This window comes from Brasilonema angustatum (assembly GCF_059505445.1).
The window spans coordinates 13,413-28,506 of record NZ_JCACKO010000017.1 but is presented as its reverse complement, the minus strand read 5'-3'; the positions used below and the strand labels follow the sequence as shown (position 1 = coordinate 28,506).

Below are 15,094 nucleotides of genomic sequence, written 5' to 3'. Positions count from 1 at the left end.
ACGAATCACGAAAAATTGCACAGCGACTTGACTACAATAGCCCAACCATGTGCAGTAGACCGCGACCTGTAACGAGTTCGATAATTAATGCTATGAAGCCTAACATGGCAATACGACCATTCCAAACTTCTGCACTACTTGTCATACCCCACTCCCAACCTTCTGGCGGGTAAATTCTCACCTTCTTCTTCCATTGGCTGGCTTGGGAGAACTTCAGACTGGGGGCTTTTAATGCATCAATCACCAAATCAGCTAGTGCTTTGATAAACACCGGATGTGTGTTGAGTGCAGGTACGCGACGGAAGTTGTGAATTCCGGATTCTTCTGCAAGTTCGCGATACTCAATATCAATCTCTTGTAATGTCTCGATGTGTTCTGAGACAAAACTGATGGGTACGACAACCAAATCTTTGACACCTTTTTCCCCTAGTTCCGGGATTGCTTCTTCTGTATAGGGTTGCAGCCATTCCACCGGACCAACGCGGCTTTGGTAAGCTAAGACATGAGAGTTTGGTCGATTGAGGGTTTGCATAATCAGATGAGTGCATTCCTCAATTTCTTGCTGGTAAGGATCGCCTGCTTCGTCAACGTAACTTTTTGGAACGCCGTGGGCGCTGAAGAAAATTTGAGCTTCATCAGGATTGGGACACTGTTCTATTTCCTGATCGATCAGCTGCGCCATTGCTTGCAGGTAGCCTGTAGATTTGTACCAAGAAGGAATGACGGTGTAATCAATCAGCTGAAGTTTTGGGTTTTCTTGCCAAATTTTGTCTAAAAGCCGGAAGCTTGAACCACTAGTACTGATAGAGAATTGCGGATACAAGGGTAAGATGACAAGGCGATCAATGTTATCTTGGGTAATTTTGGCGATCGCCTCTTCGGTGTAAGGATGCCAGTAACGCATACCCACGTAAACACTAGCGTCCTGTCCCAAGCCACCCAACTGTTCTCTCAAGGCTTCTCCTTGAGCTTCGGTTATCCGTCGTAACGGTGAACCGCCGCCAATTTGCTTGTAATTCTCTTGAGATTTTTGAACACGCCTTGAGGAAATCCACCAAGCTAGGGGTTTCTGCAACCAGGTAAACGGTAGGCGAATAATTTCGGGATCAGAAAATAGGTTATAGAGAAATGGCCTAACATCTTCTAATTTGTCAGGACCACCGAGATTGAGTAATAACACGCCTACGCGACCCATAGCTATTAAAATCCCCCAATCTTTTCATCTTTTTTACTAATGTTAACAATATATCCTGAATAAATATCCAAGTTAACAATAAGGGGAAAGGTTGTGGCTACAATTTTGAGGGATTGGAGTTACCGCTACCAATGGCTCTACGATGGCATATCTGGTTTAGCGGCTCTGAGTGTAGGCGGTGAGGGGCGTTTGAGGCAATTAGCTTTGCAAGGATTAACAATTTCAAAAGATACGAAAGTTCTAGATTTATGTTGTGGTAGTGGTCAAGTCACACAGTTTTTAGTGAAATTGTCACAAAATGTAACAGGTTTAGATGCTTCCCCATTATCCCTAAAACGGGCACAGCAAAATGTTCCCCAAGCTAAATATGTGGAAGCTTTCGCGGAAGATATGCCATTTGCAGATAATGAGTTTGATGTGGTGCATACAAGCGTAGCACTGCATGAAATGGAGCAACAACAACTGCGGCAGATTCTCCAAGAAGTAAACAGAGTCTTGAAGCCAGGAGGCGTGTTTACACTCGTGGATTTTCACAATCCTACCAATCCCTTATTTCTGCCTGGAGTGTGGGTATTTTTGTTGTTGTTTGAAACACACACGGCTTGGCAATTGTTGAAAACTGATTTACCTGCGTTATTAACAGAGATTGGGTTTGAAGTTAGTGAACCGAAGTTGTATGCAGGTGGGAGTTTGCAGGTGATACAGGCGAAGAAATGAGATGAGGGGTGTTGGGGGATAGGGGTGTAAGGGGAGCCAGTGCCCTTCGGGCGTTGTAAGGTTGTGCTCACAGGTGTAGGTTTTTTACTTTTGGGTGTTGGCAAGACTTGGAGGACAAGCAAGGAAAGTAGACAAGGAAGTTTTTTTACGCCCAGATGATGAAAAAACAGTATATATACATAGAAATTATGTTTTTTCCTTGTCCTCTTTCCCCCCGTGTCTACCCGGTTTCACCCCATTCCAGATCTAAGTGTAAAAAACCTACACTTGTCAGGTAAGGATGTGGGGGTGTAAGGGATAAAATGATGATAACCTAGATGTTGAGCGAAGCAGTAAAAAAAGTAAGCAAGCTAGGCAAATAGACCTCTGGACAAAAATAGACCTCTAGAAGGGACTGGACTTTATGAATAACAACCCTCCTACCACTCCTGCACAATGTCCCTTCCGTGGAACCCGGATTGGCGGCGCGCTCGGTTCCAAGCCGCAAACTGATGATTGGTGGCCGAACCGACTTCAGGTCGAGCTACTTCACCAAAATTTGCCCCAGGCAAACCCGCTGCGAGATTTTGATTACAAGGGCGCTTTCGAGAAGATTGATTTTGAACAGTTGAAGAGCGATATCAAAGCGCTGCTGACGGATTCAAAAGACTGGTGGCCAGCCGACTATGGTAATTATGGGCCTCAGATGATTCGCATGGCGTGGCACGCCGCAGGCACCTACCGGATCGCAGATGGTCGTGGCGGAGCGTCTCAGGGCATGCAACGCTTCGCACCCATCAATTCGTGGTGGGACAATGGGAACACAGATAAATCACGACGGCTGCTCTGGCCAATCAAGCAGAAATATGGCGCGGCACTAAGCTGGGCCGATCTGATGACTCTGACTGGCAACTGCGCACTCGAAATCATGGGGTTTAAGACCTTCGGTTTTGGTGGCGGTCGCATTGATGCCTGGGAGGCAGATCGCGCGACATACTGGGGGCCGGAGTTCTGGAACGGCGATCCGGTTGACGATATCAAGGAATACCCTGGTCATCCTGACGAGATGGTCACTCGCACGATTCGGTGGGTTGGGAAGCCGAACGAGGAATACTACGACCTTGAGAACCCGCTAGCAGCTTCGCACCAGGCGCTAATTTACGTCAATCCAGAAGGTCCCAACGCCGAAGGCGACCCCCATGGCTCAGCGCGAGACATTCGCGAGACGTTTGCGCGTATGGGCATGAATGACGAAGAAACTGTCGCGCTCATTGCAGGTGGTCATGCCTTTGGCAAAAGTCACGGCATGGTCTCGCCGGACAAGATCGGTCCAGCGCCGGAAGCTGCGCCGATTCAGGCTATGGGCTTGGGGTGGCAGAACCCTGAAGGCACTGGGTTTGCCCAATATACGATGACAAACGGGATCGAAGGATCATGGACTCCAAACCCAACCCAGTGGGACAACAGTTACCTCACCAATCTTTTTAAGTACGACTGGGAACAGACAAAGAGTCCAACAGATGCCATTCAGTGGAAGCCGAGCAATCCTGATGCGCCAAAGACACCGGATGCCCATCAACCGGGCGTCGAGCACCCGTTGATGATGATGACTTCGGACATTGCGTTGAAGGTCGATCCGATCTATCACGAGATCTGTCAGCACTTCTTGGATGACTTCGATTACTTCAGCGATGCGTTCGCGCGCGCCTGGTATAAGCTGATCCATCGAGACATGGGGCCGAAAACGCGCTATATTGGTCCGGAAATCCCAGAGGAAGATCTGATCTGGCAAGATCCAATTCCGGCACTGGATCACGAGGTGGTTGATGTCGCCGATATCAATTCTCTCAAGGATAAGATTTTAGCGAGTGGGATCTCTGTTTCGGCGCTTGTGTCAGCCGCTTGGGCATCAGCATCGATCCACCGCCATTCCGACAAGCGCGGCGGCGCAAACGGGGCGCGCGTTCGCCTCAATCCCCAGAAAAACTGGGAAATTAACCGCCCGCAGGAGCTCGGCGAGGTCCTATCGACCCTTGAGCGAATTCAGGCGGACTTTAACGGTGCTCAGTCGGGCAGCAAAAAAATCTCGCTCGCGGATCTGATCGTCCTCGGTGGCTGTGCTGCGGTCGAGAAGGCCGCGCAAGACGCTGGGGTTTCTGTTACCGTCCCGTTTACTCCGGGTCGGATGGATACGACTCAGGAACTGACAGATGTTGAAATGTTTGAATGGCTGAAGCCAGTTTCGGACGGTTTCAGAAATTATCACAATGAGGCGGTCGGCTATAAAGTGAAACCGGAGCGGCTCTTCCTCGATCGGGCACAGCTCCTGACGCTGACTGCGCCTGAGTGGACGGTTCTGGTCGGCGGACTTCGCGCCCTCGATCAGAATTGGGACTATTCAAAGCACGGTAGCTTCACTGATCGACCCGGTGTTTTGACCAATGACTTTTTCCGTGTCCTGACCAGTATGGACTATGAGTGGAAGCCGATAGACAATCGCGAGATGCTTTTTAACATCTGCGATCGCAAAACGGGCGAAACGAAGTTCACCGCAACACGTTGCGATCTCATCTTCGGCTCGAACGCGGAGCTTCGTCAAATTACTGAAGTCTATGGCGCTGATGACGGTCACGAGCGTATGGTCAAGGACTTCGCCGCGGTCTGGAACAAAGTGATGATGCTTGATCGCTTCGACGTTCACGCTTAACAGACTAGTAGTCCACCAAGCTAACTTTGCTAGGTATATTTTTTGTAAAACTCTTTAAGAGTAAGCATTCCAAAATTTTTCACCCAGCAAAGTTTCTTTGGTCAAGCACTAGTGCAGCGTCACAGCTTATTTTTAGCTTCTTCGCCGTAAGCCCCGCGCTATAACGGTACTCCGTTTAGCGTCGGGATATAAGGCGGGGGATGAGTTAATAATATTCAATTCTCCATTTGATCAAACTCTACTTTCCCATAATCCAGTTTGATAATCCGGTCGGCTACATGAAAATAGCGGTCATCGTGGGTAATCGCCAGTACAGTTTTGCCTTGATATCTCAGTTTTGGTAAAAGTTGAGTGTAGAAAATTTCTTTAAACACTGGATCTTGGTCAGCAGCCCATTCATCAAATAGATAAATCGGTCTATCTTCTAAATATGCTGTCAGCAAAGCTAATCGTTTACGTTGTCCTTGTGATAGATTAGTAGTAGAAAGTTTGCCGTTTTCAATTTTGACTTTGTGGTCAAGTTGAAGTAGCTTCAGGTATTCTTGAGCTTGAGTATCTAAGTCAATATTATCTAATCCCAAAAGTTCTTCAAATAAATAGAAGTCAGAGAAAACCACAGAAAAGTGTTGACGATACCACTCTCGATTTTGTTCGGTAATTAATTCTCCATCAAACAAAATTTCTCCAGCTTCGGGAATGTAGAGTCCTGTAATGAGTTTGGCTAGAGTTGATTTACCGCTACCATTTCCCCCAACAATAAACACTAGTTCTTGCGGAGAAAATGTTAAATCCACTGGGCCAAAACTAAAGTTACTATCTTGTATATCTGTATGGTAAGTATGAGTCACACCTACAAGTTGTAAGCGCTGCCAAGTGGTGTTTATGGCAGATGGAACTGTTGATATTTCAGCCCGACTTGCCAGAGATAACCCCAGCGATTCTATTTTTTGCAAAGCAATGCTGGCTTTGCTTAACACAGGCAGTTTACTGATAATATTGTCCATTGGCAACATCAAGTATGTGAAGGTCAAGATGTAGCCAGAAAGAGTTTGGGGGTTGATGGTGAGGAAATGAGGCAGGGCGAACAGTACAAAACCGAGTGCAAAAAAGAATACGAGTTGACCCCAACTGGAAGTTGTCGCGAAAAGGGTCAAGCCGTGAACGTTGTGATGACGGAACTTGGTAGCGGTTGCTTGCAGTTGTTTTTCTAGAAAGACTTGACGTCGCTTGTAATGCAGCTTGAGTTCCTTGACACCTTGGCTGATGACACCCAAATGCTTAAATAATTGGTCTTCATCTTCACGCGCTAGGGCGAGCAATTTCTCTCCTCTGTTTAATAGCCATTGACAACTGGCGATCGCCACTACCGAAAGACCACAAACCATCAAAAGAACTAACCACGATAGCCAAGTTATATACGTCACGCAACCCAAGACGATTGCTAAATTAATACACAGAAACGGTATCTGATACACAGCATCAGCAACTGCTTGGACATCTTCTGTCAGAGTCGCCAAGACTCGTGAGTTCCCAAGCTGTTCTAAATGACTTAACTGTGTGGACAGAACTTGGCGACTCAAGCGCATTCTTAATTGCAAGACAGCACTTTGAGACAGGCGAATCAGCATCACCTGTGAAACGATACTAGTCACAAGTGTCACTAAAGCAAGCCCCGCAAAACCCCAAGCGATAGTTGTCAGGGGCTGACTGGCGGTGCGACTTGCTGCTGTGCTGATCAAGGCTATCAAACCAGCACTGCTACCGCCGCTGATAAACCCGGTGACAATTGCGATCGCCACCATTCCCCAAGAAGAACGCAACACAAAGTAAATCAAATTCATGACGGTAGATGACAAACCAATTCAGTTTGCGCTCCTAAAAACAAAGATATTTTATATACAAAAAATTTTATTTCATCACCCAAAAGTCGTAATTTTGTCATAATAAAGTCATATATTTTACATTTTAAGGTCATAAACTAAATCCAAGTCCTATACGAAAATGCGCATATTGGTCGCGCACTCAGACAGTCAATGCATACTTCTACTGTGTTACTAACTTCTGCTAATCTGAATTTCATTGATTTTTTACTATTAATCCTGTGTATATCGGCTGTCTTATTCTACTGCTATGGAATTTATGCAGCGTTCGCTTTTTTCCTTGATCCCCAACCCGCGCAAGCTAATTTCCACCCAAGCGTTACTATCCTCAAGCCCATTTGTGGTATGGACGACGAAACATACAACAACTTGGTTTCTTTTTGCCAACAGAAGTACGACAACTATCAAGTTATCTTTAGTGTTCGCGATCCACTAGACTGTGGGATAGCAGTTGTCAAGCAAATCATTCACGACTTTCCAGAATTAGATATTCAGTTAGTCGTCTGCGAAGACACCATTGGAACTAACCCCAAGGTAAGTAATTTGGCTAACGCCGTCACCAAAGCTAAACATGAAATCTTGATTATTGCTGATAGCGATATCCGAGTTGGGATAGACTATCTCCAAAGAGTCATCCAGCCACTACAAGACAAGAGTGTTGGTGTTGTCACTTGTTTATACCGTTCTGTAGCCAAAGGATGGGTAACCATTTTAGAAGCTATTGGAACTGCTACTGATTTCCATCCTGGTGTCTTAGTCAGCAATTCCCTAGAAGGTATCAAGTTTGCCTTTGGTTCAACAATTGTCATCCGCAAACAAGTGCTAGATGAAATTGGGGGATTTCGGGCGATCGCCGATTATCTGGCAGACGATTTTCAACTTGGCTACTTAAGCGCACAAGCAGGCTACAAGGTTGTACTTTCCGATTATGTGGTTGACCATGTATTGGGATCTAGCACTATAACAGATTCTATCCAGCGTCAAATTCGCTGGGCACGTTGTATACGAGTTTCTCGCCCTTGGGGTTATCTGGGACTGATTTTTACTTATGGTACTGTCACAAGCTTACTACTGCTGATGGCTACAGGTGGATCAACAATCGGTTGTGCTGTGTTAGCTACCACTTGGGTGATGCGATTAGTCATGGGCTGGGTTGTTGGCGTTAGCTACCTTCAAGACTCTTGTGTGCGAAACTTTTTCTGGATTGTTCCTCTACGCGACGTTATAGCCTTTGTCATCTGGTGTTGTGGCTTATTCGGCAGCACAATTGAATGGCGCGGGCGACGACTAAAGCAGACAAAAGACGGTAAGCTAGTGGAAATAACAGACGATTTTGCAAAAGTCTTGTCAAGTTAGCGATTGAGATTTGTGGAGTGCATGCAGTATGAATGGTGAGGTAATGTCACGAGAAAAACCCCTTTCTCAAAAGACGACTCGGAACACTCCCTACATTCCGCGCCATCATAAACGCATCTTATGCATCTTTCCCAAGTACAGCCGCTCGTTTGGAACCTTTCATCATGCATACCCCTTGAGAGGAAATGTTCGGGCTTTTATGCCACCACAAGGGATTTTGGTTGTCGCATCTTATTTACCAAAAGAGTGGGAAGTCCGCTTTATTGATGAAAATGTGCGATCGGCAATCAGGGCTGACTTTGTCTGGGCTGATGTGGTGATTGTGAGTGGGATGCATATCCAGCGACCACAGATGAATCAAATTAATGAACTTGCCCACCGAGAAGGTAAAATCACTGTTGTGGGTGGTCCTTCGGTGTCTGGTTGTCCTGAATATTACCCAGAGTTTGATATTTTACAGCTGGGTGAATTGGGAGATGCAACTGACCAAATGATTGAGTATTTGGATTTGCACAGCAATCGCCCCCAAAAGCAAATTCGCTTTGAAACCAAAGAACGCTTACCCCTAAATGAATTTCCGATTCCGGCTTATCACCTGCTGAATTTCGATCAATATTTCCTTGCCAATATTCAATTCTCCAGTGGTTGCCCTTATCACTGCGAGTTTTGTGACATCCCTGCATTATATGGAAACAACCCCCGTCTGAAAACTCCAGAGCAAGTTCTCGCTGAACTAGATGCGATGCTGCAATACGGAAACCCAGGGGCAGTGTATTTTGTCGATGATAACTTTGTGGGTAATCGCCGTGCCCTCATGCAGTTGCTTCCTCACCTGATTGACTGGCAAAAGCGCAATGGCTATCCGATTCAATTTGCCTGCGAAGCCACATTGAATTTAGCGCAGAGTCCCAAACTTTTGGAAATGATGCGCGAAGCGTATTTTTGTACAGTTTTCTGCGGTATTGAAACGCCAGAAACGGAAGCCCTCCAAGCTATTTCCAAAACTCACAACCTGAGTATGCCGATTCTTGAGGCAGTGAAAGTTCTCAATAGTTATGGGATGGAAGTTGTCTCAGGAATCATCATCGGGTTTGATACAGATACACCAGAAACCGCAGACAAAATTCTGGAATTTATTAATCTGTCTCAAATTCCTATGTTGACAATAAACCTACTTCATGCATTACCGAAAACTGCATTGTGGAGTAGGTTAGAAAAAGCAGGACGACTTGTGTTTGATGAAGGTCGCGAGTCGAATATCGAATTTCTCATGCCTTATGAACAGGTTGTTGAGATGTGGCGTCGCTGTGTGACAACCGCATATGAGCCGGAATTTCTTTATCAGCGGTATGCCTACAATATGGAGCATACCTACTCTAACCGGATAGACGTTCCTAATAGCCCTGCTCGTACTTCTTGGGCAAATATTAAGAAAGGTTTAACAATTATGAGCAATCTCCTGCTGCGAGTAGGTCTATTCGGTAACTATCGCAAAACTTTTTGGAACATGGCACTACCAGCATTGAAAGCTGGTAAAATCGAGCAACTGATTCACGTTGGATTGGTCGGGCACCATCTAATTAAGTTTACGACCGAATGCGCCAAGAAGGAAGAATCAGCTTCTTTCTATTCCCAAAAAATACGCAAGACCGTTCACACCTGACCATACCTATGACCAACAAATCTTGGGATGCTCAACTTGCTTACTGGTTAGTGAAACCTTTGAAAAACAGTTGGATACATCCCAATCATCTGACGACAGTTAGGCTGGTAACTGGGCTTTTGGCAACAGCAGCGTTTGCAGTTGGTAGCCTTGAGTGGGTTAATATTGGGGCTTGGTTGTTCGTGTTATCTAACTTTTTGGATCACACGGATGGTGAATTGGCTCGGCTGAGCACAAAAAGTAGCAAATGGGGACACCAGTACGATCTTGCCAGTGACGCGATCGTCCACATTGTATTGTTTGTGGGTATTGGCTATGGTCTGATGAATAGCAAACTTGGTTCTTGGGCTTTACTCATGGGTACAGTCTCTGGCGTTTGTGTTGCTTACATTTTCCACTTGCGAACCCAGATGGAACAGCAAATCGGTACAGATGCAACCCATCAACCTAATTTCGCTGGTTTCGATATGGAAGACATACTGTATTTGTTTCCAATTGTGACTTTGCTCAATGGATTAGTACCGTTGCTGATTACAGCCACTATCGGTGCGCCAATCTTTGCAGTATGGTTCTTTTGGCAGTACCGCTCACTCCTACACTCACAAAGCGCAATAACGAGAAATTGACCAACAAAGGGGTGTAGGGGAGCCAGTACTGCAGGAGGGTCTCCCTCCGTAGGTATCTGGCGTGTATGGGGGTGTAAGGGTGTAAGGGAAAAAGGTGTTTCTTTTATATTTTGCTGACGGCTTCTTTGTCAGTCGGACGCTCACAAAGTGCAATAACCAGATATTGACCACAGATGTTGAAATTCTTTTCTCAAGCCGAACTAGAAACCTTCAAGCAACAGGGATTTTTAGTTGTTAGAGATATGTATGGAGGAAAAATAGAACAGATCAAAGCCTGGGTAGATGAGGTTCAGTCGTTGCCAGAAATTCCAGGGAAATACATGATGTATTTTGAGGACAGCTTGCTTGAATCAGGGAAGCGGGTGCTGTCGCGCATCGAGAATTTCTGTCCCTACCATCAGGGTTTTGATGAGCTGATAAATGGAGAAGAAATGCTACAGCGAGTATCAGAACTCTTTGGCGAACCAGCAGTTCTATTTAAAGAAAAAATTAATTTCAAAATGCCGGGTGGAAATGGCTTTACGCCCCATCAGGATGCCCAGGCTGGATGGAATGATTATGCTAGTCTATTTATCACAGTTCTGATTAGCATTGATGAGTCTACGGTAGAAAATGGCTGTCTGGAGTTAGCTGGTGGTCATCATCAACGCGGTTTGATTGGAGAACTTTGGAAACCGCTCACAGAAGAAAACATTCAAGACATGGAATTCATTCCTATACCCGCGAAACCAGGTGATGCTGTGTTCTTCGACTCCTACGCACCTCATCGTTCCCGTCCAAACTTGACAACAGATGCCCGTCGAGTGCTTTATCTGACTTACAATCGTGCTTCTGAGGGAGATCATCGCCTCCAGTACTATGCTGATAAGCGCAAAAGTTACCCACCGGATATTGAGCGATCGCCTGATCAAAAATACGTGTTCAAGGTATAAAGCAACCTTGCAAGAAAAAAATGATATGGCTTGCCTTGTCGTCCAATAACTTTGACGTATTTTCTTGAGCTAGGGATATATTACTTACGTGGAACTACTGTTATAGCAGGGAGCAGGCGTGTGAAAGTCCCGTGGTTTCTGTGTTTTCTCATTAGTTGATGTCCTAATCTACCTGGCAACTCCTATACCTCACTATAGAGGAATAAAAAAAAGCCCGCCTGTTCGGCGGGGTGGCGTGCTTACCTGCCTATACTTAGGTGCAAACAAATCAACTTATGCACATGCCGTGAAAAGTCAGGTAAAAATGAAGGGGCAACAAGTTTGAACAAGGCTGCTCATTGAAACAAGAATCCCCACGCTCAGGCAATGCCCTGCTGGGGAGCGTCAACTAGGGAGGATTAGTCAATCAGTTGTGGAGTGGGAGTTTGCGTATCAATATCTGCTTGAGACAAAGTAGGGATTAGCCAGTTGATTTCACCCGCCTTGTATACTTTGGCAGGTTCAACATTCAATTCAATAACACCAGTTGCTGGATTAGCTCTAGCAATAGACTGTGTACCATCGACAAACTTAACAGCGATTGGTTCACTCAGCTCTTGTGGTTGAGCATTTGGACTCAGAACGACCTGAGTAAGAGCCGGCAAGTAGATGCCATCGCAATCCCAATCATCATCCGTGATTTTCCCTGCCCCTAAATAGTAGAGTTGAGTTGGAGATTTTTTCGGTTTATTGGCATAAACAGCTAACGTCTTTCCAGTTTCATTGCGGCACTGTGCCCGTTTTCTGGCTGTTTCTATGACATTCTTCTGAAACTGCAATTGTGCCAACCGCTGCTGAAATTGCTCAGGCGTATAGCCAGCTTGCTCCGGGGCATTTTTCACACTTAGAAGTTGATTGAGCGCCTGAGTGACTTCAGCATAGTCAGCCCCCTTGGTGAAATCCTTGCCTGCCCAAGAGGGCTGAGCAATCACCAAGTTCACGATAAACACGAGCGCGACAAGAACAATTTTGAGAAACTGCATATTTTCTCCTTTGTTTGAGATTAGTATTTGTTCTAACAAAAAATGTGATGAGGAAGTTGGAAGCTGTTTAATACTTCAGTAAGAGAGTATTTAGCCATAATTATTGTAAGGTTAATGATTTTCTACATCTTTCTGAGTGACTTCTATTGGTTTATTAGCCTGGAGAAACTGGATGTAAGTGTACATTTTACTGGATTTATGATAACTTTACTTTAACCAAGTTAATCAATAAAAACAAATACTCTTAGTTGTTGATTCAATAAATCTAATTGATGAATTTCTGAGCCAATATTTAAAGTTTGAAAATATATAGTTCATGTCACTGACACTAGAAGATGCTATGGTGGATTTTGAGGAGACTTTGAAAGCTTTATAAGGGTGAACAGTTTTATAGTTCGCTTGATTGATACTTACTTCAATCAGTTATCAGTTATCACTGTTCACTTCTTCAAGACTGGAGACATTTTTAAGCTTGTTTCGATTTACCCAACGATTGATAAATCCGTTGTTTTTTTTGCGTACCTTAATTTGTACTTGCTTGTCGCCTAACTTGACTACTTCAGCAGGAATTTTGTGGACATTAGCAGAGTCTGAACGAGCCTTATAAAGCCAAACGACTTTTTGCCCAACTTCAAAATAATCAGAATTACTAACTAAGGAAGGAAGAGTTGTTGCCCAGGAGGGGAAAGCAATTATTAAATTAATCACAAGTACTAAGACTACTAAAGAGATTTGGAAAAGTTTCATATTTTTTACGATGACAAACTTTGAGTTTTGAATTTGGAAATTTGAATTGTTTTGATAAGTCCCATTAAACATAGGCAAATAGCTGCCAAAATAATTGGAGTTAGCGCGGCACTGTCTAAGATAATAAAGACGCCTAAGCCTATCAATACAAAAGGAACAAGATTATTGCCATAGCACTTTAGCAGATTGGCGAGTGCTCTTTGGCAGGTAAGTTTGTATGTCAGGTAGCACCAAACCCCAACTAGTAACAAGAAGACTGCAACTATCACCAGCAACTCAGAAAAAGTACTGTTAGCAAACAATGGCATATAGATCCCTACATTGTCACTCCCATTGGCGATAGTAATAGCCGCCACACTATAAGCTTGGGGAGACACAAAACTAGCGAAGGCAGAAGAATGAGAAAATTCGGTTTCGGTTTCGGTCTCAGCAGATGCATCGCTTTCTGGATTTAGCAGACAATTTAGTCCAATGGTGATGGGTACTAAACCCAGAAGCCCAATCCAATGGGATGGCAAGACCAAGCCTCCTAGAAAACCAACTAAGCTGGCAACAACCAGAGTACAAAAGCCCAGGTACTGACCAATCACAATGTGCCGACGACGGAAAGTTGCATTCACCTGAGAGAACAACAGCGTGAGAATGACCAAATCATCTAAGTTTGTGGCTATAAAAGCTGTGATGCCCGTGGGAATTGCAGTGATAAGTTCGTTCATTTCTATCTCTCTTCAATCTTCATACTATTGCTGTCTGACGCTAGGCGTATTGCAGTGATAAGTTCGTTCACTTTTATCTCTGCTCAATCTTCATAATGTTGCTGTCTGAGGCTAGCGTCGGGCTATATCTGCAAATGCTTGGGAAACTGCTACTTAGTGAAGCATGGAGGTGTAGCATCTCCAATTCAACTGATAGGCTGTACTCGCTTAGGATGAAGTGCTTTCATGTATCATTTCCGTCGGTGAAATTGCTTTATCAAAGCAAGTATTCTTTTTTCTCAAAATGCTTTAAGGATAATTTTGATAAGAGTCAAAAGAGTCTAGAGTCTAAGAATGTTATGCATTTGGGCAAGTTATATTCAGACTCTCCTGCTGTCGAGGAGTAAAAAAGCATTTTTCCCTCACTCTTATCGACGAATCAATTCTCATCAGTTTTGTTATTGTTATCAATTTGCTTGTTAACACTTATAAGTTTATAACTGGAAGCTTGCTTGGAGAATTTGCTATTGATTTGGGCATGGCGTCCTGGTAATATATGTAATTTAACCTCTTTGGATTGCGGAACTAAAGTTACTTTTAGCTCATTGAGAGATTGCTGCTGCTCTTTGATAATTTGAGTCAGTTCGTTTAGCCGTTGAGTGTGTAATTCATCCAATTTTTCATGAAGTAGTTCAATGTTTTGTCCAGCTTTGAGATTCACTTGGTGGTCAATATCGGCATTTCTGCGGTCTGTATCAGACTGGCGGTTCTGACTCATCAAGACAATAGGGGCTGTGTAAGCTGAAGCAAATGAAAACACTAAGTTGAGCATCATGAATGGGGAGTTATCCCAGTGAGGAATACCAGGCATAGCATTTAGACCTACCCAGCCCGCCAAAATTGCGCTTTGACCGATGAGAAATCCCCAAGAACCTACTTGTGCTGCTAATTTATCGGCAAGGCGCTGCCCGTAAGTTAATTCTTTAGTAGATATGTTTTCGACTGCTAAATGCTGTTTCTTTACCTGAGAAGAATTTTGAATAACTTTTGGATCAACACTGTTTGATAATGTTTTTTTGGTAGGATTCATATTGCACCTCTTTGCGTCATTTCGTTTGTGTTTCACCTGATGTTTTTCAATGTACGCTGACCAAACGATAAGAGCAAACAGTCTTTTTTTTTGAAACGATAGAGAAAAGTGATTGTTAACTAATTCGCCGTAACTATTAACCGTAAGCGCAAAGCGCACGCAATCATGCGTTAGCCGTAAGGCGTGCCGTAGGCATACGCGCAGCGTGTCTGTAAGGATTCAGGGCAGACGCCTGTATGCGTATCGTGAAAACCGAAGCAGAGAGTATGGTTGAACCTCGCTCGCCTACACCTACAGTAAAATTTGTAGATGAGTACTGTCAGTTGTATCAAAAGCTGTTTCCAGAAGTGAGAAGCTTTGAAGCTTTCAAAGAAACTTTACATCTAGGCATCGTAAAGACTATCCGTGGCTTTCATCTGTTGCCACCATGCTAAGAGTTTTCAGTCTATTCTGTTATAACTATTCTTTTGTCACTTACTGGAAAA

At 44.4% G+C, this 15,094-nt stretch carries 12 protein-coding genes and 1 pseudogene; 7 read left to right on the top strand and 6 right to left on the bottom strand.

The window, feature by feature from the left end:
• Positions 1-31 precede the first annotated feature (31 nt).
• Entirely contained in the window at positions 32-1,195 is a 1,164-nt protein-coding gene (gene hemH / locus AC5JM2_RS04280; protein WP_495833674.1) for a ferrochelatase, read from the bottom strand.
• A gap of 93 nt (positions 1,196-1,288) precedes the next feature.
• Here hemH and AC5JM2_RS04275 point away from each other — a divergent pair, with 93 nt between their 5' ends.
• Positions 1,289-1,912 carry a class I SAM-dependent methyltransferase gene (locus AC5JM2_RS04275; RefSeq protein ID WP_495833673.1) on the top strand — a complete coding sequence of 208 codons (624 nt, stop codon included), beginning with the start codon at positions 1,289-1,291 and terminating at the stop codon, positions 1,910-1,912.
• 403 nt (positions 1,913-2,315) lie between these two features.
• On the top strand, positions 2,316-4,598 hold the full coding sequence (katG, locus tag AC5JM2_RS04270) for a catalase/peroxidase HPI (protein ID WP_495833672.1): 2,283 nt from the start codon (positions 2,316-2,318) through the stop codon (positions 4,596-4,598).
• Positions 4,599-4,813: 215 nt separating this feature from the next.
• Here the strand turns inward: katG and AC5JM2_RS04265 are convergent, their stop codons facing one another.
• The gene (locus tag AC5JM2_RS04265) at positions 4,814-6,439 is read right to left on the bottom strand and encodes a cyclic peptide export ABC transporter (RefSeq protein ID WP_495833671.1); all 1,626 of its coding nucleotides are present in this window, start codon (positions 6,437-6,439) and stop codon (positions 4,814-4,816) included.
• A 192-nt stretch (positions 6,440-6,631) separates the two neighbouring features.
• On the opposite strand from AC5JM2_RS04265, the gene hpnI reads away from it, so the two are divergent.
• The 4 genes from hpnI to AC5JM2_RS04245 all read left to right on the top strand — a co-directional run bounded on the left by hpnI (position 6,632) and on the right by AC5JM2_RS04245 (position 11,055).
• A complete protein-coding gene (hpnI, locus tag AC5JM2_RS04260) occupies positions 6,632-7,834 on the top strand; it encodes a bacteriohopanetetrol glucosamine biosynthesis glycosyltransferase HpnI (RefSeq protein WP_495833670.1) in 1,203 nt (400 codons plus the stop codon).
• 28 nt (positions 7,835-7,862) lie between these two features.
• A complete protein-coding gene (locus AC5JM2_RS04255; RefSeq protein ID WP_495833669.1) occupies positions 7,863-9,497 on the top strand; it encodes a B12-binding domain-containing radical SAM protein in 1,635 nt (544 codons plus the stop codon).
• A gap of 8 nt (positions 9,498-9,505) precedes the next feature.
• Positions 9,506-10,123: a CDP-alcohol phosphatidyltransferase family protein gene (locus AC5JM2_RS04250; protein WP_495833668.1), complete on the top strand. Its 618-nt coding sequence runs from the start codon at positions 9,506-9,508 to the stop codon at positions 10,121-10,123.
• Positions 10,124-10,296: 173 nt separating this feature from the next.
• The gene (locus AC5JM2_RS04245; RefSeq protein ID WP_495833667.1) at positions 10,297-11,055 is read left to right on the top strand and encodes a phytanoyl-CoA dioxygenase family protein; all 759 of its coding nucleotides are present in this window, start codon (positions 10,297-10,299) and stop codon (positions 11,053-11,055) included.
• 398 nt (positions 11,056-11,453) lie between these two features.
• Here AC5JM2_RS04245 and AC5JM2_RS04240 read toward each other — a convergent pair whose 3' ends face one another.
• From AC5JM2_RS04240 to AC5JM2_RS04225, 4 genes are all read right to left on the bottom strand, one after another.
• Entirely contained in the window at positions 11,454-12,077 is a 624-nt protein-coding gene (locus AC5JM2_RS04240) for a hypothetical protein (RefSeq protein WP_495833666.1), read from the bottom strand.
• 426 nt (positions 12,078-12,503) lie between these two features.
• Positions 12,504-12,824, bottom strand: coding sequence for a hypothetical protein (locus tag AC5JM2_RS04235; RefSeq protein ID WP_495833665.1), 321 nt, complete (start codon positions 12,822-12,824; stop codon positions 12,504-12,506).
• Between the two features lie 5 nt (positions 12,825-12,829).
• A complete protein-coding gene (locus AC5JM2_RS04230) occupies positions 12,830-13,540 on the bottom strand; it encodes a cadmium resistance transporter (RefSeq protein WP_495833664.1) in 711 nt (236 codons plus the stop codon).
• A 418-nt stretch (positions 13,541-13,958) separates the two neighbouring features.
• Positions 13,959-14,609, bottom strand: a complete 651-nt coding sequence (locus tag AC5JM2_RS04225) for a DUF1003 domain-containing protein (RefSeq protein ID WP_495833663.1) — start codon at positions 14,607-14,609, stop codon at positions 13,959-13,961.
• A 266-nt stretch (positions 14,610-14,875) separates the two neighbouring features.
• Here AC5JM2_RS04225 and AC5JM2_RS04220 point away from each other — a divergent pair.
• Positions 14,876-15,016: pseudogene (locus AC5JM2_RS04220) on the top strand (IS701 family transposase); the annotation flags it as partial.
• Between the last annotated feature and the right edge of the window lie 78 nt (positions 15,017-15,094).